The 25,517-nt window shown below is 60.5% G+C and carries 28 protein-coding genes and 1 tRNA gene; 10 read left to right on the top strand and 19 right to left on the bottom strand.

The window, feature by feature from the left end; genetic code table 11:
- Positions 1-18: 18 nt before the first annotated feature.
- Positions 19-1,149 (bottom strand): pyridoxal phosphate-dependent aminotransferase, encoded by a 1,131-nt coding sequence (locus tag PQU92_RS02065; protein WP_272746550.1) that lies wholly within the window; start codon positions 1,147-1,149, stop codon positions 19-21.
- 58 nt (positions 1,150-1,207) lie between these two features.
- Here PQU92_RS02065 and PQU92_RS02070 point away from each other — a divergent pair, with 58 nt between their 5' ends.
- Entirely contained in the window at positions 1,208-1,723 is a 516-nt protein-coding gene (locus tag PQU92_RS02070) for a GNAT family N-acetyltransferase (RefSeq protein ID WP_272746551.1), read from the top strand.
- On the opposite strand, the gene PQU92_RS02075 is transcribed toward PQU92_RS02070, so the two are convergent.
- Entirely contained in the window at positions 1,720-2,262 is a 543-nt protein-coding gene (locus tag PQU92_RS02075; RefSeq protein WP_272746552.1) for a hypothetical protein, read from the bottom strand. The two genes, PQU92_RS02070 and PQU92_RS02075, sit on opposite strands and share 4 nt — an antisense overlap.
- A gap of 95 nt (positions 2,263-2,357) precedes the next feature.
- Between PQU92_RS02075 and tgt the strand changes: the two genes are divergently transcribed.
- Positions 2,358-3,479 carry a tRNA guanosine(34) transglycosylase Tgt gene (tgt, locus tag PQU92_RS02080; RefSeq protein WP_272746553.1) on the top strand — a complete coding sequence of 374 codons (1,122 nt, stop codon included), beginning with the start codon at positions 2,358-2,360 and terminating at the stop codon, positions 3,477-3,479.
- Between the two features lie 10 nt (positions 3,480-3,489).
- Here the strand turns inward: tgt and PQU92_RS02085 are convergent, their stop codons facing one another.
- Positions 3,490-4,194, bottom strand: a complete 705-nt coding sequence (locus tag PQU92_RS02085; protein WP_272746554.1) for a hypothetical protein — start codon at positions 4,192-4,194, stop codon at positions 3,490-3,492.
- Positions 4,195-4,342: 148 nt separating this feature from the next.
- On the opposite strand from PQU92_RS02085, the gene PQU92_RS02090 reads away from it, so the two are divergent.
- Positions 4,343-4,419: transfer RNA gene (locus PQU92_RS02090), tRNA-Lys, on the top strand.
- A 259-nt stretch (positions 4,420-4,678) separates the two neighbouring features.
- On the opposite strand, the gene hspQ is transcribed toward PQU92_RS02090, so the two are convergent.
- Positions 4,679-5,077: a heat shock protein HspQ gene (gene hspQ, locus PQU92_RS02095; protein WP_272746555.1), complete on the bottom strand. Its 399-nt coding sequence runs from the start codon at positions 5,075-5,077 to the stop codon at positions 4,679-4,681.
- Positions 5,078-5,182: 105 nt separating this feature from the next.
- Complete coding sequence (locus PQU92_RS02100) at positions 5,183-5,326, bottom strand: hypothetical protein (protein ID WP_272746556.1); 144 nt, start codon at positions 5,324-5,326, stop codon at positions 5,183-5,185.
- Here PQU92_RS02100 and PQU92_RS02105 point away from each other — a divergent pair.
- Positions 5,325-6,509 carry a Ppx/GppA phosphatase family protein gene (locus tag PQU92_RS02105; RefSeq protein ID WP_272746557.1) on the top strand — a complete coding sequence of 395 codons (1,185 nt, stop codon included), beginning with the start codon at positions 5,325-5,327 and terminating at the stop codon, positions 6,507-6,509. The two genes, PQU92_RS02100 and PQU92_RS02105, sit on opposite strands and share 2 nt — an antisense overlap.
- A gap of 4 nt (positions 6,510-6,513) precedes the next feature.
- Here PQU92_RS02105 and PQU92_RS02110 read toward each other — a convergent pair whose 3' ends face one another.
- Genes PQU92_RS02110 through queC form a run of 3 tightly spaced genes read right to left on the bottom strand, consistent with a single transcriptional unit; the run spans position 6,514 to position 8,452 of the window.
- On the bottom strand, positions 6,514-7,014 hold the full coding sequence (locus tag PQU92_RS02110) for a hypothetical protein (protein WP_272746558.1): 501 nt from the start codon (positions 7,012-7,014) through the stop codon (positions 6,514-6,516).
- Between the two features lie 56 nt (positions 7,015-7,070).
- Entirely contained in the window at positions 7,071-7,721 is a 651-nt protein-coding gene (queE, locus tag PQU92_RS02115) for a 7-carboxy-7-deazaguanine synthase (RefSeq protein ID WP_272746559.1), read from the bottom strand.
- The gene (queC, locus tag PQU92_RS02120) at positions 7,718-8,452 is read right to left on the bottom strand and encodes a 7-cyano-7-deazaguanine synthase QueC (protein ID WP_272746560.1); all 735 of its coding nucleotides are present in this window, start codon (positions 8,450-8,452) and stop codon (positions 7,718-7,720) included. The genes queE and queC overlap by 4 nt, the downstream gene beginning before the upstream one ends.
- Before the next feature lie 242 nt (positions 8,453-8,694).
- Between queC and PQU92_RS02125 the strand changes: the two genes are divergently transcribed.
- The 5 genes from PQU92_RS02125 (at position 8,695) to PQU92_RS02145 (ending at position 11,253) form a co-directional block, all read left to right on the top strand.
- On the top strand, positions 8,695-9,144 hold the full coding sequence (locus PQU92_RS02125; protein ID WP_272746561.1) for a PaaI family thioesterase: 450 nt from the start codon (positions 8,695-8,697) through the stop codon (positions 9,142-9,144).
- Positions 9,144-9,557, top strand: coding sequence for a PaaI family thioesterase (locus PQU92_RS02130; protein WP_272746562.1), 414 nt, complete (start codon positions 9,144-9,146; stop codon positions 9,555-9,557). The genes PQU92_RS02125 and PQU92_RS02130 overlap by 1 nt, the downstream gene beginning before the upstream one ends.
- A 142-nt stretch (positions 9,558-9,699) precedes the next feature.
- Entirely contained in the window at positions 9,700-10,062 is a 363-nt protein-coding gene (locus tag PQU92_RS02135) for a hypothetical protein (RefSeq protein WP_272746563.1), read from the top strand.
- A gap of 69 nt (positions 10,063-10,131) precedes the next feature.
- Positions 10,132-10,557 carry a hypothetical protein gene (locus PQU92_RS02140; RefSeq protein ID WP_272746564.1) on the top strand — a complete coding sequence of 142 codons (426 nt, stop codon included), beginning with the start codon at positions 10,132-10,134 and terminating at the stop codon, positions 10,555-10,557.
- 57 nt (positions 10,558-10,614) lie between these two features.
- Positions 10,615-11,253, top strand: a complete 639-nt coding sequence (locus tag PQU92_RS02145) for a S24 family peptidase (RefSeq protein WP_272746565.1) — start codon at positions 10,615-10,617, stop codon at positions 11,251-11,253.
- 1 nt (position 11,254) lies between these two features.
- Here the strand turns inward: PQU92_RS02145 and PQU92_RS02150 are convergent, their stop codons facing one another.
- The 6 genes from PQU92_RS02150 to PQU92_RS02175 form a co-directional block, all read right to left on the bottom strand.
- Positions 11,255-12,607, bottom strand: a complete 1,353-nt coding sequence (locus tag PQU92_RS02150; protein ID WP_272746566.1) for an energy transducer TonB — start codon at positions 12,605-12,607, stop codon at positions 11,255-11,257.
- Positions 12,608-12,628: 21 nt separating this feature from the next.
- Complete coding sequence (locus tag PQU92_RS02155) at positions 12,629-13,780, bottom strand: serine hydrolase domain-containing protein (protein WP_272746567.1); 1,152 nt, start codon at positions 13,778-13,780, stop codon at positions 12,629-12,631.
- A 9-nt stretch (positions 13,781-13,789) separates the two neighbouring features.
- On the bottom strand, positions 13,790-14,209 hold the full coding sequence (locus tag PQU92_RS02160; RefSeq protein WP_272746568.1) for a RidA family protein: 420 nt from the start codon (positions 14,207-14,209) through the stop codon (positions 13,790-13,792).
- Between the two features lie 86 nt (positions 14,210-14,295).
- A complete protein-coding gene (locus PQU92_RS02165; RefSeq protein WP_272746569.1) occupies positions 14,296-14,670 on the bottom strand; it encodes a DUF1801 domain-containing protein in 375 nt (124 codons plus the stop codon).
- A 245-nt stretch (positions 14,671-14,915) separates the two neighbouring features.
- Positions 14,916-15,506 carry a TetR/AcrR family transcriptional regulator gene (locus PQU92_RS02170; RefSeq protein WP_272746570.1) on the bottom strand — a complete coding sequence of 197 codons (591 nt, stop codon included), beginning with the start codon at positions 15,504-15,506 and terminating at the stop codon, positions 14,916-14,918.
- Positions 15,507-15,511: 5 nt separating this feature from the next.
- Positions 15,512-17,524, bottom strand: a complete 2,013-nt coding sequence (locus tag PQU92_RS02175; protein ID WP_272746571.1) for an OPT family oligopeptide transporter — start codon at positions 17,522-17,524, stop codon at positions 15,512-15,514.
- A 371-nt stretch (positions 17,525-17,895) separates the two neighbouring features.
- Between PQU92_RS02175 and PQU92_RS02180 the strand changes: the two genes are divergently transcribed.
- Positions 17,896-20,979 carry a TonB-dependent receptor gene (locus PQU92_RS02180; RefSeq protein ID WP_272746572.1) on the top strand — a complete coding sequence of 1,028 codons (3,084 nt, stop codon included), beginning with the start codon at positions 17,896-17,898 and terminating at the stop codon, positions 20,977-20,979.
- Between the two features lie 90 nt (positions 20,980-21,069).
- Here the strand turns inward: PQU92_RS02180 and PQU92_RS02185 are convergent, their stop codons facing one another.
- The 5 genes from PQU92_RS02185 to PQU92_RS02205 form a co-directional block, all read right to left on the bottom strand.
- On the bottom strand, positions 21,070-22,305 hold the full coding sequence (locus PQU92_RS02185; protein WP_272746573.1) for an endonuclease/exonuclease/phosphatase family protein: 1,236 nt from the start codon (positions 22,303-22,305) through the stop codon (positions 21,070-21,072).
- Between the two features lie 75 nt (positions 22,306-22,380).
- A complete protein-coding gene (locus tag PQU92_RS02190; RefSeq protein WP_272746574.1) occupies positions 22,381-22,701 on the bottom strand; it encodes a hypothetical protein in 321 nt (106 codons plus the stop codon).
- Positions 22,702-22,847: 146 nt separating this feature from the next.
- Positions 22,848-24,332 (bottom strand): Asp-tRNA(Asn)/Glu-tRNA(Gln) amidotransferase subunit GatA, encoded by a 1,485-nt coding sequence (gene gatA / locus PQU92_RS02195; protein WP_272746575.1) that lies wholly within the window; start codon positions 24,330-24,332, stop codon positions 22,848-22,850.
- Positions 24,333-24,334: 2 nt separating this feature from the next.
- Positions 24,335-24,622, bottom strand: a complete 288-nt coding sequence (gene gatC / locus PQU92_RS02200; RefSeq protein WP_272746576.1) for an Asp-tRNA(Asn)/Glu-tRNA(Gln) amidotransferase subunit GatC — start codon at positions 24,620-24,622, stop codon at positions 24,335-24,337.
- 170 nt (positions 24,623-24,792) lie between these two features.
- The gene (locus PQU92_RS02205) at positions 24,793-25,170 is read right to left on the bottom strand and encodes a UrcA family protein (protein ID WP_272746577.1); all 378 of its coding nucleotides are present in this window, start codon (positions 25,168-25,170) and stop codon (positions 24,793-24,795) included.
- Positions 25,171-25,517: the final 347 nt, after the last annotated feature.

Consider the following 25,517-nt stretch of genomic DNA (forward strand, 5'->3'; position numbering starts at 1 on the left):
TCTGCGCCCCCTGCGTCTTTAACCTTTGGCCTTAAACCAAGGAATCATACGCTTCACAGCCTCTTCGATCTCCCGCGTCGAGACCGCAAAACTGAAGCGGATAAAGTGCCGCCCCTCGACCGGATCGAAGTCGATCCCCGGTGCCGTCGCCACCCCCGTCTCGTTCAGCAAATCCTTGCAGAATTGCAGGCTGTCGCCAGTCAGGTGCCCGATATCGGCATAGACGTAAAAGGCTCCGTCCGGCGGCGCGATGGTCGTCAGACCCAGTTCCGGCAAGGCCTCAAGCAAGATTTGACGATTACGGCGATAGGTCTCGACATGGCCCTCCAACTCGTCGCGGCTGTCCAGCGCCACCAGACCGGCGTGCTGGCTCAGCGACGGCGCCGTCAGGAACAGGTTGCCGACATAGGCGCGTGCCGTCTCCAGATGCGCTTCCGGCACCAGCAACCAGCCCAGACGCCAGCCCACCATGCTGAAATATTTGGAAAAACTGCTGACGATCAGCGCGTCCGGCGCATATTCCAGCATCGAGCGCGCCGGTTCGCCATAGGATAAACCATGATAGATTTCGTCCGAGACGATGCGGATATTCCGTGCGCGGCAGACCTCGGCTATGGCGCGTAACTCGTCAGGCGCGATGATCGTGCCGGTCGGATTGGCAGGGCTGGCGATGATCACCCCGTCCGGCGCCGGATCGAGCGCCGCCAGCGCCTGCGCCGTCAGTTGAAAGCGCACCTCCGGCCCGCAGGGGATTTCCACTGCCTCCATATGCAGCGCCTTGAGCGTATTGCGGTAGGCGACATAGCCCGGCCGCGCCAGAGCCACTCTTGCCCCCGGCGCGAAGCTCGATGTCAGGGCCAGTACCAGGGCGGGCGACGCCCCGCAGGTCAGGATGAACCGATCTGGTGCGACTTCGACGCCGTAGCTGTCATGGTAATATTGCGCCAGCCGCGCCTTCAGCGGCGTGCTTTCCCAATAGCCCATGCCGTCACTGTCCAGCACCTCATGCGCCGTGGCGATGGCGGCCTTCGGTGCACCGGTCGAGGGCTGACCGAACTCCATATGGATGATGGAGCGGCCCTGCGCTTTCAGGGCGTGGGCCAGACGGCTGATTTCGATGGCGTAAAAGGGTGCGATTTGGGCGGTCATGCGGCGCTTATAGCCTGAACCCTTGCGCCACGTCAGCAACCTGTTTTAGCCTTTCACCATGATCGAAACGCCCCACCTGATCCTGCGCCCACACACCCTCGAAGACTATGAGGGCATGACCGCCATGTTCGGCGATCCGGACTTCTTTCGCCTGTCGGGCATCAGCCCGCAGTCGCGCGAAGAGGTATGGCACCGCCTGCTGCGCTATACCGGCCACTGGACGGTGTTCGGCTGGGGGCTGTTCGCCATCATCGACAAGACGTCAGGTCAGTTCATCGGCGAAACCGGTCTGGCCGATTTTCACCGTGGACTGGGTGACACCTTCGATCCTTTCCCCGAAGCGGCGTGGGCCCTGATGCCGTCGGTTCAGGGTAAAGGCTATGCGCTGGAAGCCGTCACGGCAGCGCACGCATGGTTCGACGCGAACCGGCCTCAACGCACGGTCTGCATCATCGATCCGATCAATAAGCCGTCGCAAAAGGTCGCCGCCGCACTCGGGTATGTCGCTTTCGGTGACACAATCTACAAAGGTCATAAGGTGACCATGTATGAGCGCTCTACGCGCCTCGCTTAAGGCACAGAACCCGTTACCTTAATGTTGGCGCAGTATTTGCGGAAAGCCTCTGATTTTTTGAAATTCGGTGCAGGATACAGTTCGGTGAGGTCATAATCACTTGTAGAACGTTCCATGACCGGTTTGCGATGAATGGCTCGCACAACAATGAACTCGCCAGGGACAATGCCATCAATCAATTTAGTCCCACCTGCATATCTGGCCAGAGCCCATCCCGAATAATCTGTATTTGCAGGTTCAAGTGATGCCTCAAGGCGTAAGACGGCCGTTTCCAGAGCGAACCGTTCATAATTTTCCGGGTTTGATCCACCTCCAACATCAGTCCAAAGGATAATACCTCGCGCCTCAACAACTAAACTACCGTCATCCGCACAAAACAAACTCAGCTTATCGTATAAGGGCTTGCCGTTCGAGATATCCCACAGGGTCAACAAGCCTTCATTCGACCGGTCGTAACGCCATTCGTACTTTTCTTTTGCGTTTGCAACACCGCTCAATAACGTTACGCACAATCCCGCCACCCACATATGTCTCAGCATATTTTCCCTCCCTGATTGCAGGGATAAGCATGGGTTTGTTCCGGTGGATTTGCAACCGCTTTGACTTAACCGCGTCCGACGTTTAATAGGCCCGCATGTCCGCATTCCCCTTTGAAATCACCGCCCACGAGGGTCAGGCCCGCACCGGCGTTCTGAAAACCCCGCGCGGCGACATCCCGACGCCTATCTTCATGCCGGTCGGCACCGCCGCTACCGTCAAGGCCCTGACGCTCGACATGGTCCGTCAGAGCCACGCCAAGATCATCCTCGGCAATACCTACCACCTGATGCTGCGCCCGACCGCCGAGCGCGTGAAGCGTCTGGGCGGTCTGCACAAGTTCATGGGCTGGGACGGGCCGATCCTGACTGATTCCGGCGGTTTTCAGGTGATGAGCCTGTCGCAGATTTCCAAGGTCACCGAAGAGGCCGTGACGTTCCAAAGTCATATCGACGGCTCGCGTCACATCCTGTCGCCGGAACGCTCGATGGAGATTCAGGCCGACCTCTTGGGCTCCGACATCGTCATGCAGCTTGACGAGTGCGTGTCGTGGCCCGCCGAAGAGGCCCGCGCGCAAAAGGCGCTGCAACTGTCGGCGCGCTGGGGTCAGCGTTCGAAAGCCGCCTTCGGGCAGCGCGACACCCAGGCCCTGTTCGGTATCCAGCAAGGATCGACGTTTGAGAATCTGCGCCGCGAATCGACCGACCGCCTGCTCGATATCGGTTTCGACGGTTACGCCATCGGCGGTCTGGCGGTCGGCGAAGGCCACGAAGCCATGTGCGACACGCTCGACTACTGCGCGCCGTTATTGCCGTGGGAGCGTCCGCGTTACCTGATGGGCGTAGGCAAGCCGATCGATCTGGTCGAAGGCGTGGCGCGCGGCGTCGATATGTTCGACTGCGTCCTGCCGACGCGCTCGGGTCGTCACGGTCAGGTGTGGACGTGGGAAGGGCCGCTCAATATCAAGAACGCCCGCTTTGCCGAGGACGATACGCCGCTCGATGCCACAAGCGATTGCCCGGCCAGCCGCGACTATTCCAAGGCCTACCTGCACCACCTGTTCAAGGCCGAGGAGATTCTGGGCCAGATACTGCTGAGCTGGCACAACATCGCCTTCTTTCAGGCCCTGATGATCCGGATGCGCGCGGCCATTGCGGCAGGCGAATTCGCCGCCTTCCGCAAATGGTTTCATGAAACGCACGTGAAAAGAGGGGCGTAAACCCCTCTGATTACTTCTTTTTCTTGATGGGGAGCGGTTTCGGCTCCGGCGTGTCGGGCAGTTCCTCGACCGTCACCCGGATTTGCTTCGGTACGAACCACGACGGCGCCGCCGGGGGGGCGCAGTTCTTGTTCATGCCGACGCCTTTCAGATAGGCGCGGCGGACGTGACCCGCCGCCAGAGCGCGGTCCATATCCTTTTGATGGCGCTCGGCGCCGGTCATCTTGCGCACCAGCCCGCGCATGGGGATAAAGTCGGTGGCGGCGGAGCGCACCGCGGTCAGGGTAGCGTCCGACGCCGCCTTGCCGCCCTTTTCCTTCATCGAGCGTTCCGGTCCGGGCGCCTCGTCGAAATCGGCGCCCAGCACGTCATCGAGCAAGGCGACTTCGCCGGCAATGGCTTCGCACTTGTCCATGCCGGTAAGATCATAGGTATTTTTCGCCGCCTTCATCAGAACGGGCGGTATGGCCTTACGCTTGAGATTGAGATCGACCAGCGGCGCCGAAATGGCATCGCCGAAACCGTCACCGACATCGGCCGCGCTTTTTTTAGCCACATCGCTGATGGACTCGTCGTCTCTGGATTTCGCATTGGCCGTATCTGCCGGGCGGGATTCGACCACTTCGAGCTTTTCGGATCGTCCGGCACAGGCGCTCAGCGGGGTCAGCAGACAGGCCGCTCCGCTCGCCACCAGAGTAAACCGCCAGAAATTCATTGTCTAAACCCCTCCACGCACCACCTGTAAGTCATTTATCTACAGAACTACACATAAAACTGAAAGCTTGCGCTTGCGAAAACAAAAAGTCCCCACTATGAAGTCCCCACCGAACGACGCCGCTTGCGGCGCGGTTCGCGAGGTTGATGAGCCCGTAGCTCAGCCGGCTAGAGCATCTGACTTTTAATCAGAGGGTCCTGGGTTCGAGTCCCAGCGGGCTCACCAATTCTCCCAGAATTGGTGAGCTTTTTTTATGTCTATCTGACGCCTGACCATAAAATTCCCATTATGAACCGCAGATGAAACTGCACTGAACGCAAACGTTTTTCGCGCTCAGAAGGCCCCCGCACCGCGGCGAAATTGCGGCGCGTTTATGAACGGATAGATTACGATTGATTTCGTTTTATGACGAACGGCGTTGCGCGTGTTCTTAGTGGGCGCGCCTCTATATCCTGAAAACCGCTGCACACTTTTCAGGAGGCGCTTAATTCGCCAGACGCGACTTGGGCAGGTAACGACCATTCTCGAAACGCTCGAAGATCAGGCCGGTCTGCGGGTGGCGCAAAGGCTCACCGGTATCGTCGGCGCACAGATTGCCTTCGGACGCATAAGCGACGTAGCAGCTGTCGCCGTTTTCAGCCAGCAAGTGATAGAAGGGCTGGTCCTTCTGCGGGCGGACGGATTCCGGGATGGCCTGCCACCATTCCTCGGTATTGGAAAATTCCGGATCGACGTCGAAGACCACGCCGCGAAAATCGAACAGCCGATGGGTGACCAACTGCCCGATGCCGAATTTGGCGCAGCGATCGAGCGCCTGAGCCCCCCAGGTGCCGGACTCCAGATCGGGTAGCGACTTATGCAATGGATCGGAATGATCGGTCATCTGAGCCCCCGCGATTGGAATCGGTTTCGACCCATTATGTAGCCCGACTTTTTAGCCCCGCCTTGCCCCTTCCCCCGGCAGTTGTCGGCTACAACCCATTTTCATTTAAAGGGCGCGAACGTCACGCTCGAAATTAACACAAAACCGCTTTGCTTGAAGGGGAATGCGATTTAGGGTGATGACAACTTGATGACGCGCCTGTTTTTCAGCCGCCTCATCCTCACATCGATATAGCGGGGTACGAGCCATGCGTCAGGCTCCCTCAAAAAAGGGCCCTCCGCCCCGGCGGGGGACCGGCGGGGGCTCAGAGTCCCTTAGAAAGCCAGAGTCCCGGCCTGCGCGACCACCGGTGCGCGCCGACAACGGCCTCGATCAGGCGCCGCTCTATGCCGCGCTCGACCTCGGCACCAATAATTGCCGCCTGATGATCGCCGCCTGGCACAATGGTCAATTCCGCATCGTTGAAGCCTTTTCGCGCATCGTGCGCCTCGGCGAAGGCCTAAGCCAGAGCGGGCGTCTGAGCGACCGCGCCATCGACCGGGCGATGGCCGCCCTCAGACTCTGCGCCGAAAAGGTCGGCCGCCGTCAGGTGGTCAAGATCCGCGCCGTCGCCACCCAGGCCTGTCGCATCGCCAGAAACGGCCCGGACTTCATCCGCCGTGTCGAGAAGGAAACCGGCCTCAAACTGACCATCATCCCGCCCGAAGAAGAGGCGCGCCTGTCCGTGGTCGGCTGCGCCTCGCTGCTGGAGGGCGACGCCAAGGCGGCCATCGTGATGGATGTCGGCGGCGGTTCGACCGAGATTTCGTGGCTGTCTCTGGAAACACCCGCACCCAAATCGGGACGTAACGGCGCGCACGGCCTGTCGGCCACCCGCGGCGCGCCGAAACCCCAGCACTGGATTTCGATCCCCAAGGGCGTGGTCAATCTGGCCGAACGCTTCCCGGAACCCGCCACCGGCGACAAACAGGTATGGTTCGACAGCATGGTCGCCGACGTGCAGGCCGCCTTGCAGGACTTCAAGGGGCCCGAAGCCCTGCGGCCGCATTTCGACGCGCAGGACGCCTATATCGTCGGCACATCGGGGGCGATTACCTCTCTGGCCGGAATGCATCTGGGGCTGGAGCGCTACGACCGCTCGAAGGTCGACGGCCTGTGGATGAGCCACGATCAGTGCCGCGCCGTCATCGACCGTCTGCTCAGTCTGGGGCAATCGGGACGCGAGGGTGAACCGTGCATCGGCAAGGACCGCGCCGATCTGGTGCTGGCCGGTGCCGCGATTTTGGAAGCTGTGCAGAATCTGTGGCCATGCGACCGGCTGCGCGTCGCCGACCGTGGCCTGCGCGAAGGGTTGCTGCTGTCGATGGTCAAGAAGAAGACGCGCCGCCGTCGTCGCTCGCGCGGCGGACGCTCGGCAGCATCGACCAACTAAAAATTCAAATTGAATAAAGGCACCAACTGTATTCGGGACACGAAAGTATGTCTTTTCGCTCTCGTCCGATATGCGGGATGACCTGAACGATATCGGCAGCGTTTTTTCCGGGTGGGTACGCGATGAAATCGACCGCGTTTCCCGTACCATAGGCCGCACTGGTTCCGCCGCTGAACACCACCGTGAATATCGTATAACCCATGCCGGATTCGCCAGCCGCATAGAGCTGATTGGCAAAATGAGCAGGCATGGCAAAGGCGCTCGGTTCTAAAGTCTCGATGTCCAGAACATCGACGCTGTGCTTGCCGGAGTCATTTTCTGGCCAGACACCCCAATGATAATACCAGCTTTGCGCTTCGCAAAGATAAACGCAATCGAGTCTCTCTCCCGACTTCAGCGTCAGCGAGCAAGGATAATAAATTGGCTCATTATCACCACCGCTCGGGTGGATAGCGGAAAGCTGATCTATAACCGACTGTGGAATTTTAGGGTAAGAACGGCTCATGCTTTACGGTAATGCGTAAAGTTAAACCCTGCAACTGACCCAATGGGGCTGTTGTCTTATTTAAGCCCGACCATCTTGTGCGTCTGGACGCTCATCCGCCATTGCGGATGCGTCAGGCAGTAGTCGATGACCCTTTGCGTGTGGCCTGCGCGCACAGCCGGGTCCTGATCGAGCGGGTCTTTCGCCTGAAGATAAAAGCGCTCGAAGGCCATGTCTGCGAACTCCGCCGGATCCACATTATCCTGCGGCCAGACCAGCTTCAGTTCCTGCCCCGACGTCTGATGGACGCGGTTCTCACCCTTGGGCGAGATACACAGCCAGTCGATGCCAGACGGCGCACGGATAGTGCCGTTGGATTCGACCGCGATGAAATAGCCCGCCGCCTTGGCCGCCGCAATCAGCGGTGCGTCCAGTTGCAGCAGCGGTTCGCCGCCGGTGAAGACCACCGACTTTTCCGCCGCGTCGATGCCGCCCCACTGCGCGTCCAGCGCTGCGACCACGGCGGCGGGCGTGGTAAACTTGCCGCCGTTTTCACCGTCGGTGCCGACGAAATCGGTGTCGCAAAAGGTACAGGCTGCCGTGGCGCGGTCCTGCTCGCGCCCGCTCCACAGGTTGCAACCGGCAAAGCGCGCAAAGACCGCGACGCGGCCCGCCTGCCCGCCCTCGCCCTGAAGAGTCAGGAATATTTCCTTGAAACTATAGGTCATTTACCGGCACGCCATTGTTCAAAGCCGTTGGCGCGCAGTTCACACGCCGGGCAGGTGCCGCACCCATAGCCCCACGCATGGCGCGCCCCGCGTTCGCCCATATAGCAGGTGTGGGTCTCTTCCAGTACCACCTCGACCAGAGCGTCACCGCCCAGATCGTGGGTCATCGCCCAGGTCTCGGCCTTGGTCAGGTACATCAACGGCGTGTCGATGACATAGGGCCGCTCGATCCCCAGATTGAGCACGCGCTCCATCGCATCGAGCGTATCCTTGCGGCAGTCGGGATAGCCGGAAAAGTCCGTCTCGCACATGCCGCCGACCAGATGGTCGATCCCGCGCCGGTCGGCCACCGCCGCTGCATAGACGAAGAAGGCCAGATTGCGCCCCGGCACGAAGGAGTTGGGCAGGCCGCGTTCGCCCATCTTGATTTCCTGATCGCGCGTCAGCGACGATTCCGCTACGCGCCCGAAGCCTTTCAGATCGACCACATGGTCGTCGCCCAGCTTCGTTTGCGCGGGCGCATATTCGCGGCGTAGACGCGCCAGCACCTTGGTCCGCGTTTCCATCTCGATATGGTGGCGCTGTCCGTAATCGAAGCCCACCGTCTCGACACGCTCGAACTGCGTCAGGGCCCAGGCCAGACAGGCCGTCGAATCCTGCCCGCCGGAAAACAGCACCAGCGCCGAACGCTCGGCGGGCACGGCTTCGAGGGACAGGGCAGCATCGGACATGGGACTAAAAACTTTCACTGACGATTTGGAGATATCCGCAGATGGGCGCGCGGGGATGCCTTGTAAAGAAACGGTTTCGTTAAATTTGCAAGGATTTTGTGACACGGCGCCTCACGACACCGTGCGTCATTCTTTTTGACGAGAAAGTCAATTTACGTCATGGTGAGCCGAAACATCCCGCCTAGCGGGCATTAGGTTACGGAAATATTACATAAGAACAATAGTCTACAGGGCTTATTTCAATGTCGCACCGGCCGTTCCACGAGAGCTTTGCGCTGCTCGTCGATAATATTCCCTACATGAAAGCCATCGGCGCCTACTATGTCGGCCGCTCCGGCGAGGGCGTCAGCCTTGGTCTGCCGTACCGCGACGATCTGGTCGGCGATCCGCAGACGCGGGTCATTGCCGGGGGCGTGGTGACCGCCCTGCTCGATCATGCCTGCGGCATGGCCGTATGGGACGGGCTGGACGAGTTCAAGCCCATCGCCACGCTGGACCTCAGGATCGACTATATGCGCCCGGCCCTGCCCGACCGCGACCTGATCGTGACGGCCCGCTGCTACAAGCTGACCCGCAGCGTCGGCTTCGTGCGCGGCTTCGCCTATGACGAGCGCATGGACGATCCCGTCGCCGCCGCACAATCCGCCTTCATCATCTCGCACCCCAGCCTCAAGGCGCGGGAGATCCACTGATGATTCAGGACATGATGATTTCCGGTCCGGAAGACCTGTTCAAAGTCATTCCCTTCGCGCGGCTTCTTGACCTGCGACTGGAACTGGCGGGCAACGAACTGACGACCCATATGCCGTTCGCCCCGCACCTGATCGGCAACCCCATGCTGCCGGCCCTGCACGGTGGCTCGCTGGGGGCCTTTCTCGAACTGACCGCCACGGCACAGTTGTCGGTCTTCGAAACTTTCGACCACATCCCCAAGCCCGTCGACGTCAATATTCAGTACCTGCGCCCGGGCAAGCCCATCGACACCTATGCCCGCGCCCGTATCAACCGCGTCGGCCGCACCATCGCCAATGTCGAGGTGTGGGCGTGGCAGGAGGTTCGGGAACAGCCCATCGCCACGCTGCAGGCGCACTTCCTGATCGGCTGAATACACTCATAGCGATTAAAAGGAATAAATACTTACTCAAGGGCGCATTTTCCCATTGCGCTTCCTGAAATTGCGTATATGCCTATATGCTCGTTATAGGCGTTATCTATAACGACACATCTTTTGATATAGGAAATACGGCATGTCCAAGGAAAAGAAACTCAGCGTCGCCCGGGCCCTGACCACGCAGCTGCACGCGTCGGAAGAAGCCATCGACACGGCTCTGGCCGAAGCGGCGCACCTGATCGAGACCTACGTCACCTCGCGCCGGGCGATCAACATGTCCGCCATAATCGGGCCGGAGGTGCATAAGCACACGCTTGAGGCGATGATCGCGCTGCGTGACGCGCAGGAGCATATGAGTGCCGCCCATGCCGCCCTGCGTCAGCTCCAGACCCAGATCGGCCTTGCGCCATCGGCGGTCGTGCCAATCAATGACAAGCCGGAAAAAGACCCGGAACCGACCGAAGGCCGCCTGAGCCCTCAGACGGAGCGTGCGGCCTGAGCCCTCACCGCTTGAGCTTTCCTCTTCACGTCCTTATACCGCTTAAGGCTGTGAAGGGGATTGCTGCGTATGTTGGGAACATTGCTGAGCCAGGTATCGCTGGTTCTGGTGCTGACGGGTTGCCTGACCGCGCTTATACTTGGGGGCCTGCGCGAGCGATTGGCGGGCGCGGCCTATCTGACCACCTTCCTGTTGCAGGCCGGGCTCTATTATCTGGGTTGGACACAACCGGGAATCAACCTAGGGTTAGATGGTCTTTTTTCAATCGCGCTGGTCTGTCTATGCTGGAAATCGCCGCATCCCTGGCCTTTATGGGCCTTAGGGTTTCAACTGATCGCCGTCATGATTCCGATCGTGCGCCTGAGCGACGCGCGCATTCAGGGCTGGGCCTATTACAGCGCCATGACCATTTCAGGGTACGCTGTGCTCTTGGCAATCGTCATTGGCGCTTTCGTCGCGTCAAGGATGCGAAAAGGACTAAAATCCCAAAAATAGGTTGATTTTCCCATTTTTGGATATATCTTGCCCATATATTCCTGATCGTATCCGCCCATGCCCCTGTCCCACGCCGACATCTGGAACGCCATAGACAGTCTGGCGCTCAGGCTCCATACGACGCCGTCCGGTCTGGCGCGTCTGGCAGGGCTCGACCCCACCAGTTTCAACAAGTCGAAACGCGTGGCCGACGCAGATACGACCGCACCGCGCCCGCGCTGGCCATCGACGGAAAGTCTGGCCAAACTGCTTGACGCCACCTCGCTCAGCTTCTCCGATTTCGCCGCCCTGACGGAAAACCGGCGCGCCCAGAAAGGCGTACCGCTGATCGGCTTTGCCCAAGCCGGCAATGACGGCCTGTTCGACGATGCGGGCTTTCCGGTCGGTCAGGGCTGGGACGAAATCGACCTCCCCGAAGGCGAAAACGGCCTGTATGCGCTGGAAATTTCCGGCGATTCCATGCTGCCGCTCTATCGCGACGGCGACCGGATCATTGTCGACCCGCATACCCAGAGCCTGAGGCGCGGCGACCGGGTGGTGGTGCGCACCACCGACGGCGAGGTCATGGCCAAGGAACTGGTTCGTCAGTCGGCGCTTCAGGTCGAACTGCGCTCCCTCAACCCCAGCTTCGCCAATCGTATCCTTGAACGAACCCAGGTCACATGGATCGCGCGTATCGTCTGGGCCAGTCAGTAGCTTATTCAAGCGTCCACAGCAGCGTAAAGGTCACCGTGCGCCCGGCATAGGCCGTCGCCGCGTCCTTGTTTCCCTGTGTCGTCAAAGGTGCCGCCACGACGCGTAAGGCCGCTGCGCCGAAGCCATAGCCTTTGGGCTTGTCTTCCAACACCAGACAGTTTTCGAGCCACCCCGTCTGGCTCCACCGGCATTGCACGACCGTTCGGCCTTCGATTTCCGCATCGGCTGCACGTGGTGGATAATAGATCGCACCCCGTCGCTGAACCGTCCGGCGTATCGCCTCGGCAAAAGGATAGGCTTCGACACGGCGGCTATCCGGGTCACGCACCGTAAAACGGCCAGAAATCGCGGTCGCATCCACCTCACGCGCGGCAAGCCGGTCAGGCGTGATGTCGGGATGCGCAGCCATCCAGCCCTGTGCGCCCACATGACCCTGAGACGCCGCGTACCTATAGAGACGCCCGGCCTCCATAGGGTCCGATGTCTCATAGGTCTTCGCCAGATCGGCGACGGCTTCGGGATTTTTCAGTCCTCCAAACGACCGGAAAATTGCATAGGCCTCCGCATCGCCTTTGTCCGCCAAACGCTTGAGCGCTGTCGCGGCCCGTTCGTCCGGCATGGCGTCGGCATAGTAGGCGATGGCGCGCGAGCGATCCTTTTTCAGCCCGCCCTTGCCGGCCTCAAGGGCCAGCCCCAGCCGCACAGGCGCATCGAGGCTGCCGCGCTGGACCGCCCGCGTGCAGAACGGCAGGGCGCGCGGCCACTGATTGTGCTCATCCAGCCATTTGCACGCATCGGCGGCATACCAATACGAAGTGGCAACCGTTTTATGATCGAGCCAATACAAGGCGCGCTTATCGTCGACCGAGGTAAAAATGCCCTGCGTATAGGACTCTACCAACCGTTTCAGACTGGAGGTGTGCCCTCGTTCGGCAGCCCGTTCCGCCCACTGCGTCTGCTTTTCCGGTGACGGCGAAAGTCCCAGTTTGAAATAAGGTTTAGGGCTATAGGCATCCGACATCCAGAACGCCGCCTCGGCGCTACCCGCAGCCGCCGCGCGCTCCATCCACATTCGGGCGGCAACAAGGTCCTTGCCTGATTCCGGACTGTTGGGCGGTTCATAGGTATAGTCCAGCGCCAGATATATCTGGCAACCGATGTCTCCGCTTTCCGCACAAGCCAGACGTTTGGCGCGCCGGACCTCCGGCGGCGACCGCCCCCAATAGCAATCCCTACATGAGCTTTGTTGAATTTGACGCGGCGCTTTGATTTCAATAGTCAGGCCGGTTTCCGCCAGAGTCGATCCGGCAAACCCCATCATCAGACAGACAATAATCCCCCTGATCCATCCCATACTATCCCCCTTCGTTTTTCGTTATTGAACCGGCGTAAATCCGTACTCCCAGTCGTAAGGCACACCCGTATCGCCCAGAACGAGGGTCACCAATCCGGCAAAGGCCTTTTCCGACCGAACGTCGTTCGAGAGAATTACCACACAGCGCTTTGATTTTTCGATACAAACCCATGTATTGGCCGTCGTATCGTTATGGCCGCCCTTCATGAAGCCCCGGCCCTGCGGCCCGTCGAACACGACCACCCCCAGACCGGCAGCTAAATCCTTACGGCGCTGATCGACCGGCAATTCCGCCTGCAAGGACGGGAACTGCGACCGCGTGGTAATCGGCAACTGCGGTCTGACCAGTTCGGCGCGACCGGCCGGCGTCAGGCCGTCACCGCGCACATAGGCCGCGGCAAACTTCGAAAAATCGCTGATGGTGGTGTCCATCGACCCGGCGGCGCGGACCTTGGAGCGTTCGTCGTGCGGCTCGACCTTACCGTTTTCATCCCAGCCATCGGCCAGATTGGTGGCGAAATCGGCGCGCCAGATCAGGCTGGTGCGCTTCATGCCCAGTTTCAGAAACACCGCGTCCGCCGCCTGCCCGACATCGACGCTCAGCCCGGTCTCCATGACGAATTGCAGGGTGATAAGTCCGTCGCCGGAATAGGCATAACGCGTCCCCGGATCGAAATGGAACTTCAGCTTTTCATCCGGCTCCAGAAACCCGAAATTCGAGAACCCCGACCCGTGATTGAGCAGGATGCGCGGGGTCAGTTTACGCCAGCGCTCATCCAGCGCCGACCAGTCGGCATAGCGATTGACGATATCCGGCGTATGATAGGCGGGCAACGGCTGCGGCAGATAGTCGGCGATCGACGTATCGAGCGCCATCTTACCCTTGTCGACCTGCTGCATGACCAGATAGCCGAACACGGTCTTGGTCAGGGACGCCCCGTACATGACGGTGTCGACCGTCAGGGGCTCGCCCTGAGCGTTACGGACGCCGTAGGCCTGCACATAGGCGACCTTGCCGTCATTTATGACCGCGATCGCCAGCCCCCTGGCACCGGTCCGTGTCATGGCTTGTCGCACTTCGGCATCGACCGCCTGCGGCGTCGGCAGGGTGTGGGCCAATACCCAGCCCGGTGATACGGTGGCGAGGATCGCGCTCAGGATAATCGCCCGCATACTCGCTCCCTATCCGCCGTGCGGCACAAAGGCCTGAAACTCCAGTTCGACCTCGGCACCATAGGCCAGATCGCTGACGCCGAAGGCTGTGCGTACCGGCAGACGCGTCGGGTGAAAATAAGGCTTGTAGAGACGGTTGAAGGCGCTCCAGTGCGTCATGTCCTTGAGCATGACCGTTGTCTTGAACACGTGCTCCAGCCCCAGACCGTAGCGTTTCAGGATCGCCTGCGAATTGCTCATGATCTGGCGCACCTGCGGCTCGAAGCCATCAACCAGCCGCCCCTGCCCGTCCAGACCGATCATGGCCGACAGATACATCACGCCGCCGACCTGTACCGCTTCGGAAAACGGCGACCGCGGATGCGGGTGCATATAGTAGGTAACGCCATCGGCATGGACAGGCTTGATGGGGATTTCAGGCAGGCTCATGGGACACTCCAAATTCGTCGCGCGATTTGACCACGCCGCCCGTCATTTGCAAAGCGGCTTGACGCTTTTTTGAAGGATTGCCGATCCTACAGACGCGTCAGCCACTGACGCAAAAGGGCCGTCAGCGCCGCCGCCCGCGCGTTAAGAGCGGCGACGCTGTCGAAAGCGATCATCGCCCGGTCCGCCCCCAGCCAGTTCAGCAGCCGATCCGGATCGTCGATGGCCGGAAATACCGTGTGATCCTTCGCCTTGACGCCCGTATGCAATATCACGCCTATTCCCGACTTCGCCCGCAGATGCAGGGTGGCGAAATCCTTGCCTCTGTAAGTAAAGCTGGGGGCGTTCCACTTGATGATCTCCGCGACGTCGTCATCCAGCGCCTTTATCGCCAGACGCAAGGCTTCGATCAGCGGTTTTTCCGGATGTGTCATCCGGGTCATGAAAGCGTCAGGATCGGTCACGGATATTCCTTTCCGGCATAGCCCCATTTACCATAAAAGACGCCCCGGCTTTTGACAAACCGGGGCGTTAAATAAATGAAAAACCTAATGAAAACCGACTTCGTCCAATAGAGCGACGCGCATGGACATCGGAAGTCGGCGGCCGGAAGTTCCCCCATCCCCCCCAATGTGCATTGCACAATATGACGCTATGGAAACGATCGCAAGTCTAAAAATTTCTCAATTCCTCCCGTAGTGAGAAATTTTTAGACTTCATGCAGATAACCGTACAAGATTGCCCGGCAAATGCGGCGGTACTGCCCCGAAAGCTGGTCCAGCGGCATGGCCGGATAGACCTGATTCACCCCGCGCGCCGCATCGGCCAGCATCTGGGCCAGTTCGGCAGCGCTGTAGTCGCGCTTGAGCGACAGGTTGCCGTCGGCGGCCATGCCCTCGATCAGGCCGGCCAGTTTCGCCTGAAAGTCGCTCGCCAGCTGGATCATGATCGGCGTGCACAGACGAAATACCGCGCCCTTGATTTCCAGTGCGTGCGGCGACGGCTGGATCAGACGCCAGGTGTCGCCATAGCGGATATCGAGCACCGCCGACAGGATATCCAGAACGCTGGCGCCGTCGCGTTTCAGATAGTCGCCCATGGTCATGGCCCGCTCGATCAGGTCGAGATTGTGCTGACGGAACATGGCCTGAAAGGCCTCTTCCTTGTTGGAAAAGTAGTTGTAGAGCGACCGTCGGGTAAACCCGCACATCGTAGCCAGGGTCACCATCGACAGATTCTGGTAGCCGTGTTCCAGAAACGCCGTCTGGACACGGTTCAGCAACGCGGAACTGGGGGTCATGACGTTTAGATGTTCTTCGCCGCCCGGCGGCACCAGCCATAGAGACCGATCACCCCCGATGCCGCCAGAATCAGGGCGATGACCATGGCCGTCCCCTCACCGTAAGGTATGCCGAAGACGGCCAGCGGTGCCTTTGAGCCCGTGAAGGTGATCACCCCGGCCAGCATAACCTTAAACAGACTTTCGCCGACGATGAAGCCCGACGCGATCAGGACGCCAAGGCGGGAGGCGGCCTCGCCCCACGGCTTGTCCCTGACGGTGCGGTCGTAAATCCATCCGGCGAAGGCGCCTACCACGACCGGCGCGGTCACCGACGACGGCAGGTAGATCGCCAGCCCCACACCCAGCGGCGGCAGGCTGTAGCGCTGGTTCGATACCTTGCGCAGGACGATGTCGAAGGCGACAAGCGCCGCGCCGATCACCGCGCCGGTCCCCAGCAGGTCCCAGGGCAGGTTGCCGCCGATGGCGCCCTTGGCCAGGGTCGAGATCAGGGTCGCCTGCGGCGCGCCGAGCGGCTCACCGGTGATGGCGCGGTAATTGGGATCACCGGCAAAACCGAAAGCATTGTTGAGAAGGTTGAGGACCAGCGGAATGACCACCGCCCCGGCAATGACGCCGATAACCAGCGCCACCTGCTGTTTCCACGGGGTTGCCCCGACCAGTTGCCCGGTCTTGAGATCCTGAAGATTATCGTTGCCGACCACGGCGACCGCCAGCACGAAGGTCGTGGCAAAAAGCGCGAAGGCCGTCAGGGCCTGACCGGCGTCCGGTCCCGTCACGCTGTGGCCCACCGCGCCGATGAGCAGGGCCGCACCGAGGACGCTGAGGATGCCGACGCCCGACACCGGCGAGTTGGACGAGCCGATCAGACCGGCCATGTAGCCGCAGACCGCCGCCGCCAGCAGACCGGCCACCGCCAGATAGAGCACGCCGAGCGCCACCAGAGGCACGCTCAGGCTGGCGATCGCCGTGCCCGACAGGAACTGCGCCATCATAAAGCCCGCCGGAACCAGCAGCAGCACGGAAATCAGCCCGACCAGAACGATGGGGATATCCTGTTCCTCGCGCGGCAGGTCGCCTTCGCCCGCCTTGCGCTTGCGATTGGCTTCCAGCGCCGACATCAGGCCGGACCACACCGGCACCAGCAGCTTGCCGATCGTCCAGATGGCGGCGGCGCCGATGGCCCCCGCACCGAGATAGCGAACCTTGGTCGACCAGATGGCGCCCGCATGATCCGCCGCCGACGCATCCGGCATTGGGGTCAGCGAGGTCAGGACCGGTACGGCAACGCCCCAGGCGATGCTCAACCCGACCAGCATGGCGATACCGACCGTGATCCCCATCAGGTGCCCGGCCCCCAGAAGCGCCAGCGAGCTTTCGCCCGCCAGCCCCGTGGCCGCCGCCTTGCCGCCGAGATTGATCTTGAAGAAGGCCGCCAGTTCCCCGGCCAGTACCTTGGCAGCGGCCAGCGCCGAATAGGCCGCCGAGGCAAGGCTGCCCAGAATGACGGCGATCAGGCCGACCTTACCTTCACGGGCGCCTTCGCGGGTATTGGTCCCGACCTTCAGCACCTCGGCGGCGGCAACGCCTTCCGGGTATGGCAGGGGCGAATTCGACACCAGCGCCCGGCGCAGCGGAATGGTGTACATGACCCCCAGAATACCGCCGATGGCGCAGGCCATGAAGGTGATGAAGAACGGCACGTCGCGCCACCAGCCGATGATGATCAGACCGGGCAGGACAAAGATGACCGAGGCCAGGGTGCCCGCTGCCGAGGCAATCGTCTGAACGATGTTGTTTTCCTGAATCGTCGCACTTTTGAAGGCGCTGAGCAGGGCCATGGAAATGACGGCGGCCGGAATCGAGGTGGCGAAGGTCAGCCCCACCTGAAGCCCCAGATAGACCTGCGCTGCCGTGAAGACCAGCGTGATGACGATCCCCAGAAGCACACCGCGAACGGTAATTTCGGCCATGGGTTTAGCCGGGGTTTCAGTCGTTGGGGCAGAAGACGAACGCATCAAAACTCCAGGTCACGGCCGGACGCAGGTCCGAAAACGGTTTCAGGCGCATCTTGCCTGAGACAGGCCGCCTGACAACCCATAATTTCCGCAAACGGGAGAAAGTTACAAATCAGCTTCAATCACCAAAATGCAACACTATGTCGCTTCGATCATCACATCCGCCGTGAGTGCAACTTTTCCGCTTTAATCGCGCCCCGATTTACCCTAGCCTACGACAATCCGGACACAATTCACAACGAATGGCCGGACGGAGTTGGCCACCATAGGCCGACCCGGGGGTAAATAAGCACAATCGATCACCCGCAAGATCGACGCGTAAAACAGGATCACCACCCCATAAGTGGGTGCATTAAAAGAGGAAAAACGGGATGTCCCCCCATACTCCATCCGTGCGCAAGGATCGCCTCCTGCGTTCGTCGGCGCTTGTCGCCGCCCTGCTGTTCACCGCCGTACCTGCGCTGGCTCAGGAAGCCGCCGCCCCGGCTGAAGACATCGAGACCGTCGTCGTCAAAGGTTTCCGCGGTTCGCTGAAAAGCGCGCTGAACGTCAAGAAAACCAGCGCCGCCACCGTCGATTCGATTCTGGCCGAAGATGTCGGCAAGTTCCCCGACTCCAACCTCGCCGAGTCGATGCAACGCATCCCCGGCGTCGTGCTGTCGCGCGGCGATGGCGGCGAAGGCCGTAACATCTCGGTCCGCGGCCTTGGCGCGCAATATACGCGCGTCCGCCTGAACGGCATGGAAGGTGCGGCGCAGTCGGGTTCGGCGGATATCTACGGTGCCGGTAACAACGGGCGCAGCTTCGACTTCAACATCTTCCCGTCGGAAATCTTCTCGTCGCTGGCCGCCCGCAAGACGGCATCTGCCGATGTCGAAGAAGGTTCGCTTGGGGCGACCGTCGATCTGCGCGCGCCCAAGCCCTTCGACTACCGTCAGGACCAGGTGTTCAGCTTCTCGGCCAAGGGCGTCTATAACGAACTGGCCGAAAAGACCGATCCGCGCCTGACCCTGCTGGCTTCCAAGAAGTTCGGCGACGGCAAGTTCGGCATCCTCGGCACCCTGACCTATCAGGAAAAGCACACCCGTGAAGTCGGCTACTCCGCCGTGGATATCCTGTCGGCCAATACCAACGGCTATAATGCTTATCAGCGTGATGCGACCGGTGCACTGATCCCGACGCGCGACGCGCAGGGCAACATCATTCGCGATACCAACGGCAATATTGTCTATGCCCGCGAAGTGCAGCCCTTCTGTACGCCGATCGGCTGGACCACGCCGACCGGCGGGCGCACTGTCAGCCCCGATCCCGCAGAAAGCGCGGCCAAGGGCGCAACGGCGGCCAACTGCTCGACCAATAATCCGCGTACCGGCACGATCGCGGCCTACAACGCCATCTACAATCTGCGCCGCGCCGACGCCCTGACCACGCCGGGTTCGGGCGCTTTCTTCCCGCGCATTCCGCGTTATGTGAACTCAGAACAGGATACCGAACGTCTGGGCGGCAGCCTGACCTTCCAGTGGAAGCCGGACGCCAATACCGACGTCTCGCTCGATTTCCTCTATTCGAAGTATGATGTCGAACGTCGCGACAACTACATCGCCGGCCTGTCTCTGGCGCGTAACATCGGCAATAACGGTCAGCCGATGGTCTCGGTCAAGGACGTGCAGTTCAAGGCGAACGGCTCACTGCTCTACGGCCTGTTCGACGGCATGGACGTGCGCTCCGAAGGTCTGGTCGACGTGTTCTCGTCCGAGTTCACCCAGATCAACCTGAACGGCCGCCATCGCTTCAACGACCGCTTCGAAATGACCGCCTTTGTGGGCAAGTCGTCTTCGAGCTGGGACGGTCCTATGCGCCTGCAAACCTTCATCGACGCTATCGATGTCGATAACTTCTCGATCGACTATCGCGGCGGCGACACGACTCCGGTGATCAATTTCGGCTTCGACGTGTCCAACCCGGCCAACTTCGCCTACGCGCCCACGGCGGCCGACGGCACCGTGACCGGTGGTTTCTCGGTTCAGGGTAAACCGCAGTGGAACAAGACCGACATCGAAACGGTCAATCTTGACGGCAAATATGATCTGACGTCGGAACTCACCCTGAAATTCGGCGTGCAGTATCGTCAGAACGACTTCAACAGCCACACCCTGAGCCTGATCCCGTCGCAGGTTGCGGTCACCGCCCTGCCGACCGGCGTGACACTGGCCAGCATCACCAAGCAGATCACCGGCCTCGACGATCTCTGGGGTCATGGCGCTCCGGCCAGCTGGGTCGCCATCGATTCGGCCAAGTGGCGCGACGCCTTCAAGTTCGACTCGTTCCAGTATTGCGGCGTCGAATGCGGGGCGGGCAAGTCGCAGATCACCGAAACGGTCAAGAGCACCTATATCATGGCCGAGTTCAACTACGACAACCTGCTGCCGATCCCGGTGCGCGGCGATATCGGCCTGCGTTCGGTGCACACCCAACAGTTCGCCGTCGGCTATATCCCGGTGACCGCTCCGGCGGGTTCGCAATATCCGACGCGCGGCGTGCGTAACGAGGTCGAACGCGAATATCACGACATGCTGCCGTCGGCCAACGTCGTGTTTGAACTGAACCCTGACCTGCTGGCCCGCTTCTCGGCAGCCAAGGTCATGTCGCGTCCGGAACTGGGCAACCTGATCCCCTCCAGCGGCGTGACCTTCACGACGCGTACCGGCACGATCAACAACCCGTACCTCGATCCGATCCGCGCCACGACCTTCGATGCCGGTCTGGAGTGGTACTTCCGTCCGGGTTCGCTGGTTTCGGTGGCCTATTTCTACAAGGACATCAAGACCTTCGTTCAGCGCATCAACCAGCAGCTGCCGTATAACCAGCTCGGCCTGCCGCTGGAACTGCTGGTCAATAACGCCAGCAACGCCTCGGCAACCGATCTGTTCAACGTGGCCCGCTTCGTCAATACGCCGGGCGGTCCGCTGAAGGGTATCGAACTGAACCTTCAGGCCGATCTCGACTTCCTGCCTGGCTTCTGGGGCAATTTCGGCGTGCTGGCCAACTACACGCACATCACGTCCGAGATCAATTACATCCTGACCACCTCCACGACGGGCGTGCCCCTGACCTCGACGACCAACGACCTGACCAACCTGTCGCGCGACTCGGCGTCGGGCACGCTGTATTGGGAAAACGACAAGTTCAGCTTCCGCACGACGGCGTCGTACCGCGGCAAATATATCCGTGGCATCCCGGCGTCGGCGGGCAGCGACCTTCAGGGTAACGGCGAAACGACCTTCGTCGATGCGTCGGCCTCCTATCAGGTCAACGACAAGCTGAAGCTTTCGCTCGAAGCGCAGAACCTGACCGATGAGCAGAACCAGCTCTATATCGACTCCAACCGTCAGGACACCTTGTTCGAGACGCGTATCGGTCGCACGGTGACGTTCGGTCTGACCTACAAGTACTAAGCGTAAAGGCCGGTGCCTTCGGGCACCGGCGCACGCATTACTAGAAGCTGTCCCCCGCCTCATCAGCGGGGGATTTTTTATGGCGCAAGTCTATTCCGGCGCCAGAACCGCCTCGCGCAGGCCGTCGAGATAGGTTTCGGTGAAATCGACCTTCAACTCGACAAACAGCGGAAAATGGTCGCTCATCTGAAAGGTGCGCCAGTCGTCGAGATAGTAGGTTTTCAGCGCCACATCGTCGGACAGCAGGTTTTCCTCGTTTGCGATGGATTTTAGGGCCGCATCGACCGCCTTTTGTGCCTTCGCTTTCTGGGCATCGCTGGTCGCCGCCGCCAGTTTCGTCAGGGCCACCGTGTGGTCCAGCTTCGCCGCGTCGCGCCGCCCGGTCACGATACGGCGGATATCGTCGCGATAGGCGGTGAAATCCTCGTCGCGAAAGACATATTTGAACAGGTTGAACACACCGTTGGATTTGCCCTCCGTCTCCTGCGCCAGTTGCACCTCGCCCGCCTTGGGGATGAAGGAAATCTGGTCATAGAAGCGGTTCTGCTTGGCGTTCGACCCCTGTTTGTTGCGGAAGACCTGAAAGCCGTGTTTCGCCAGGGCATCGAAGGTTTTCGCCCCGAAATCCTCGATATTGAAATCGCCGACCAGCACGTGGCTCTGCGCCTTGTCCGCCTTGGCGCGTTTGGCGATGAATTTCGCCACGCCGTCGATTTCAGCGACGCGACGGGCATATTCGGCGGTGCTCAGACCGTCGGCGCCGTAATAGATATGTACGGTGGCGAAGCTGAACTTGAACCACCCGGCCTGAAACGTGCAGGCGAACGGCGTGCGCGCAAACTGCCGCGCCTTGGTCACATCGGAGATTTGATCGTCGAACGGCAGGACGATTTCCCCCGCCACGCCGGTAAAGCGCACCTTCGACTTGTTATAGATGAACCCCAGCCGTTCACGATTGCCGCTGTCGCCTTCGGTCACGTCGGTGATCAGGAAATCGTGCTCCGGCCCCAACACCGACATCAATCGCGTGAACGGCGTCAGGTCCTCGCACACCTCCTGAATGGCGATGACATCGAAGGCCGAAATAACCTCGGCGATATAGTAGAGGCTGTCCTCCAGACGCGTGCCATGACCGAAGCGGTTGTCGTCGAAATTACGGATATTCCACGTCCCCAGCATCAGGGTCGAGGTCGTGCGTCCCGGCAGATCGGCGCGTAAGGCCGCTCTCAATCGCTTCAGCGCATCGAGCGTTTGCAGCTTGGCGGCATCGCGCTCGGCGTCGGGCAAACCCGCAAACGCGTATTTCAGGCGTGAATAGGCGACCATCTCATCCCTCCGGTTTGCGGAAGGATGCGGGACAATTGCAACAGACTCTACCTGAGGCTGTTCAATCCTGCGTGATCAGCTTTTGGACAGGTCTTTCAGCTCGGCCTGTAGCGCGGCCTGAGCCCCCTCTTCGCGCAGCTTGCCGTCCTCGAAAATCTTGCCGATGATGTGACGATAATCCTTGTACTGCCGCAACTCATAGGCCGCCGCCATCTTCTCGGCCCACGAGGTGTCCTCGCGGCCAAGCTGCTGCATGATGGCGTAGAAGCGTTGATAACGCTCGTGGCGGTTACGCTCCGCCACCGCTTCTGCGTGCCAGACCGCGGCCCAGGCGATGACGATCAGCGGCAGCACCAGAAGCCCCCACGCGATCATGTCCTGCACCGTTACCAGCATCTGCGCCTCTTCCTTATCGATGATGCAACATAGGCCGCTTGGGATGCCTTGCCTATACGCTTCGCCCGTCAGGTGTGGAAAACAAAAACGCTTCCGGAGTTAATCCTCCGGAAGCGTTACGGCAGCTCACACCGGAGAGCGGTGCTTTACCACCACTTCGACGGCTTGTGCGTGAAGCCCGCAGCCTTTTCCAGCACCGAGGCAATCGCCAGAGTCGTACCTTCGTCCAGCGCCTTGCCGATCACCTGCAGACCCAGCGGCAGGCCCTTCGAATCGAGGCCCGCCGGGACCGACAGGCCGGGCAGACCGGCCAGGTTCGTCGTCACGGTGAACACGTCGTTGAGGTACATAGCGACCGGGTCGGCGGCCTTGGCCGTATCGCCCAGCTCGAACGCGCTTGACGGCGTGGCGGGCGTCAGGATGACGTCGCAGCTATTGAACGCATTCGTGAAATCCTCGGCGATACGACGGCGTACCTTGAGCGCCTTGACGTAATAGGCGTCGTAGAAGCCTGCCGACAGGACGTAGGTGCCGATCATGATGCGGCGCTTGACCTCCTTGCCGAAGCCTTCCGAGCGCGACAGCTCGTAGGTGTCGGTCAGGCCGGTCGCCGCTTCGGTGCGGTGACCGAAGCGCATCCCGTCATAGCGCGCCAGATTGGACGAAGCTTCCGCCGGGGCGACGATATAGTAGCACGGCAGGGCGTATTTGGTGTTGGGCAGAGAGATGCGGACGATCTCGGCTCCGGCGTCTTTCAACCAGGCAATCCCCTGCTCCCAGAGGGCGTCGATTTCCGCCGGAATGCCGTCGAGGCGGTACTCGTCGGGGATGCCGATGCGCAGGCCCTTGACCGACTTGCCGACGAACGACGAAAAGTCCGGCAGATCGACCTTGAGCGAGGTCGAATCCTTCGTGTCGTAAGAACACATGGATTGCAGCATGATCGCCGCGTCTTCGACGGTCTTGGTGATCGGACCGGCCTGATCGAGCGACGAGGCAAAGGCCACCATGCCGAAGCGCGAGGCGCGGCCATAGGTCGGCTTGATCCCGACCGTACCGGTGAAGGCCGCGGGCTGACGGATCGAACCGCCTGTGTCCGACGCCGTGGCGGCCAGACAGAGGTCGGCCGCGACCGCCGAAGCCGAACCACCCGAAGACCCGCCCGGCGTCAGGGCGGCGTTCGACGCATTGGACTTCCACGGATTGGTCACCGGGCCCCAGTGCGAGGTCTCGTTCGATGAACCCATGGCAAACTCGTCCATATTGAGCTTGCCCAGCATGACCGCGCCGTCGTCCCACAGGTTCTGGGTGACGGTCGATTCATACGGCGGGATAAAATTGTCGAGGATGCCGGAACAGGCCGTCGTGCGCACATCCTTGGTGCAGAACAGGTCTTTGATGCCCAGCGGCGCGCCTTCCAGTGCGCGGGCGTCGCCCGACGCGATGCGCTTGTCGGACTCCGCCGCCATGCCCCGCGCCTTATCGAAGGTCGTCAGGACGTAGGCGTTGAGCGCCGGATTGGCGGTCTCGATGGCGCCGATAAAGGCCTCGGTCAGTTCGGTCGAGGAGATTTGCTTCGCCTTCAGGCCGTCAAGCGCACCCTTGAGCGTCAGTTTGGTCAGATCGGTCATGACTATTCCACCACTTTCGGCACGATGAAGAAGCCGTCGACGGTCTTCGGCGCATTCTTGACCACGTCGGCGACCTTGTCGCCGTCGCTGACCACGTCATCGCGCAGGGGCTGGGTCATCTCGATGCACGAGGTCATGGGCTGAACGCCCGACACATCGACCTCGTTGAGTTGCTCGATCCAGCCCAGAATGCCGTTCAGTTCCCCGGCGAGGCTTTCCAGCCGCTCGTCGGATTCGCGCAGACGCGACAGGCTCGCGACCTTGCGCACGGTTGCCACGTCGATGGCCATGCGGAGACTCCTTATTATCAGGTTCTCCGGTTAGCGAGCGCGACGCGCTTTGACAAGTCTAAAGCGCACGGGGTTTCGGTCAACACGCGTCCCGACGCAAAAAGACGCGCCGGGGGAGCGGCGCGTCTTTCAGGATACGAACTACTAGGTGGCCGTAATCAATATCCGCCTTACTTGGCGGCGTATTGCTTATCCTTGGCGGCCGCCTTTTTCGCCATCATGACCTGCTGGGTGTTCAGCTTGTCGGCGTGATAGGCGTGAAGCGCAGGCTGGCGCGAGTCGATGACGGCCTGATCGAGCGCCATGGCGGCGCATTCACGGTCATTGAGGAACTTGTGCGATGCCCCCAGGACCCGCGAGTCGCACAGGTCGGCGGCGGTGCGGCGCAGCTTGTTGTACACGGCCTGAACCTCGTCAGGGTTGTTAAAATCCACCTTGGCCAGCGAGACGCTGGCCGTGGGATAGTCCTGCGCGCCGGCGGCACCGGCAAACGAAACGGCGGCCACAGAGGCGGCAACCAGCAGGGCGACAGACTTGGAATGCAACATGATTAGTCTCCGTAGTTTCAATTGATAACAGTAAGTGAACTCATGAAATGGTGAATACACAAATTAATCTGCGATTGCGACAGCTTTATTATTAAATCTTGGACAGACATTAACTTGCCTTCATGTATTAAATTTAGTTTACTTTGTGACGGAATTTTAAAACGTTTCTAAAGAAATTAAAACATGCGCCAGGCCTTGCATATGAACACTTTTTGATGGTTACAAAACCGTCATCATTACTTAAAGTTCATCTTTCGCCGCAAAACCCTTCCGTCTGATGCAGGGAAGCCCCAGCCCGGGCGAACGACCAAAAGCCCGCCGCGGGATCGCGGCAGGGTCAAATCCTG

This window comes from Asticcacaulis aquaticus (assembly GCF_028550415.1).
In the GTDB taxonomy this organism is placed as follows: domain Bacteria; phylum Pseudomonadota; class Alphaproteobacteria; order Caulobacterales; family Caulobacteraceae; genus Asticcacaulis; species Asticcacaulis aquaticus.

Bases quoted from the DNA above. Each gene is read 5' to 3' on its own strand.
- PQU92_RS02140 (WP_272746564.1), top strand. From the start codon at position 10,132: ATGTTGGGAACATTGCTGAGCCAGGTATCGCTGGTTCTGGTGCTGACG.
- PQU92_RS02150 (WP_272746566.1), bottom strand. From the start codon at position 12,607: ATGGGATGGATCAGGGGGATTATTGTCTGTCTGATGATGGGGTTTGCC.
- gatC (WP_272746576.1), bottom strand. From the start codon at position 24,622: ATGGCCATCGACGTGGCAACCGTGCGCAAGGTCGCGAGCCTGTCGCGT.
- queE (WP_272746559.1), bottom strand. From the start codon at position 7,721: ATGACCTATAGTTTCAAGGAAATATTCCTGACTCTTCAGGGCGAGGGC.
- PQU92_RS02135 (WP_272746563.1), top strand. From the start codon at position 9,700: ATGTCCAAGGAAAAGAAACTCAGCGTCGCCCGGGCCCTGACCACGCAG.
- PQU92_RS02145 (WP_272746565.1), top strand. From the start codon at position 10,615: ATGCCCCTGTCCCACGCCGACATCTGGAACGCCATAGACAGTCTGGCG.
- PQU92_RS02100 (WP_272746556.1), bottom strand. From the start codon at position 5,326: ATGGCTCGTACCCCGCTATATCGATGTGAGGATGAGGCGGCTGAAAAA.
- PQU92_RS02205 (WP_272746577.1), bottom strand. From the start codon at position 25,170: ATGTTGCATTCCAAGTCTGTCGCCCTGCTGGTTGCCGCCTCTGTGGCC.
- PQU92_RS02160 (WP_272746568.1), bottom strand. From the start codon at position 14,209: ATGAGCCTGCCTGAAATCCCCATCAAGCCTGTCCATGCCGATGGCGTT.
- PQU92_RS02170 (WP_272746570.1), bottom strand. From the start codon at position 15,506: ATGACCCCCAGTTCCGCGTTGCTGAACCGTGTCCAGACGGCGTTTCTG.
- tgt (WP_272746553.1), top strand. From the start codon at position 2,358: ATGTCCGCATTCCCCTTTGAAATCACCGCCCACGAGGGTCAGGCCCGC.
- PQU92_RS02125 (WP_272746561.1), top strand. From the start codon at position 8,695: ATGTCGCACCGGCCGTTCCACGAGAGCTTTGCGCTGCTCGTCGATAAT.
- PQU92_RS02070 (WP_272746551.1), top strand. From the start codon at position 1,208: ATGATCGAAACGCCCCACCTGATCCTGCGCCCACACACCCTCGAAGAC.
- PQU92_RS02175 (WP_272746571.1), bottom strand. From the start codon at position 17,524: ATGCGTTCGTCTTCTGCCCCAACGACTGAAACCCCGGCTAAACCCATG.
- hspQ (WP_272746555.1), bottom strand. From the start codon at position 5,077: ATGACCGATCATTCCGATCCATTGCATAAGTCGCTACCCGATCTGGAG.
- PQU92_RS02075 (WP_272746552.1), bottom strand. From the start codon at position 2,262: ATGCTGAGACATATGTGGGTGGCGGGATTGTGCGTAACGTTATTGAGC.
- PQU92_RS02180 (WP_272746572.1), top strand. From the start codon at position 17,896: ATGTCCCCCCATACTCCATCCGTGCGCAAGGATCGCCTCCTGCGTTCG.
- PQU92_RS02065 (WP_272746550.1), bottom strand. From the start codon at position 1,149: ATGACCGCCCAAATCGCACCCTTTTACGCCATCGAAATCAGCCGTCTG.
- PQU92_RS02105 (WP_272746557.1), top strand. From the start codon at position 5,325: ATGCGTCAGGCTCCCTCAAAAAAGGGCCCTCCGCCCCGGCGGGGGACC.
- queC (WP_272746560.1), bottom strand. From the start codon at position 8,452: ATGTCCGATGCTGCCCTGTCCCTCGAAGCCGTGCCCGCCGAGCGTTCG.
- PQU92_RS02130 (WP_272746562.1), top strand. From the start codon at position 9,144: ATGATTCAGGACATGATGATTTCCGGTCCGGAAGACCTGTTCAAAGTC.
- PQU92_RS02085 (WP_272746554.1), bottom strand. From the start codon at position 4,194: ATGAATTTCTGGCGGTTTACTCTGGTGGCGAGCGGAGCGGCCTGTCTG.
- gatA (WP_272746575.1), bottom strand. From the start codon at position 24,332: ATGACCGATCTGACCAAACTGACGCTCAAGGGTGCGCTTGACGGCCTG.
- PQU92_RS02155 (WP_272746567.1), bottom strand. From the start codon at position 13,780: ATGCGGGCGATTATCCTGAGCGCGATCCTCGCCACCGTATCACCGGGC.
- PQU92_RS02190 (WP_272746574.1), bottom strand. From the start codon at position 22,701: ATGCTGGTAACGGTGCAGGACATGATCGCGTGGGGGCTTCTGGTGCTG.
- PQU92_RS02185 (WP_272746573.1), bottom strand. From the start codon at position 22,305: ATGGTCGCCTATTCACGCCTGAAATACGCGTTTGCGGGTTTGCCCGAC.
- PQU92_RS02110 (WP_272746558.1), bottom strand. From the start codon at position 7,014: ATGAGCCGTTCTTACCCTAAAATTCCACAGTCGGTTATAGATCAGCTT.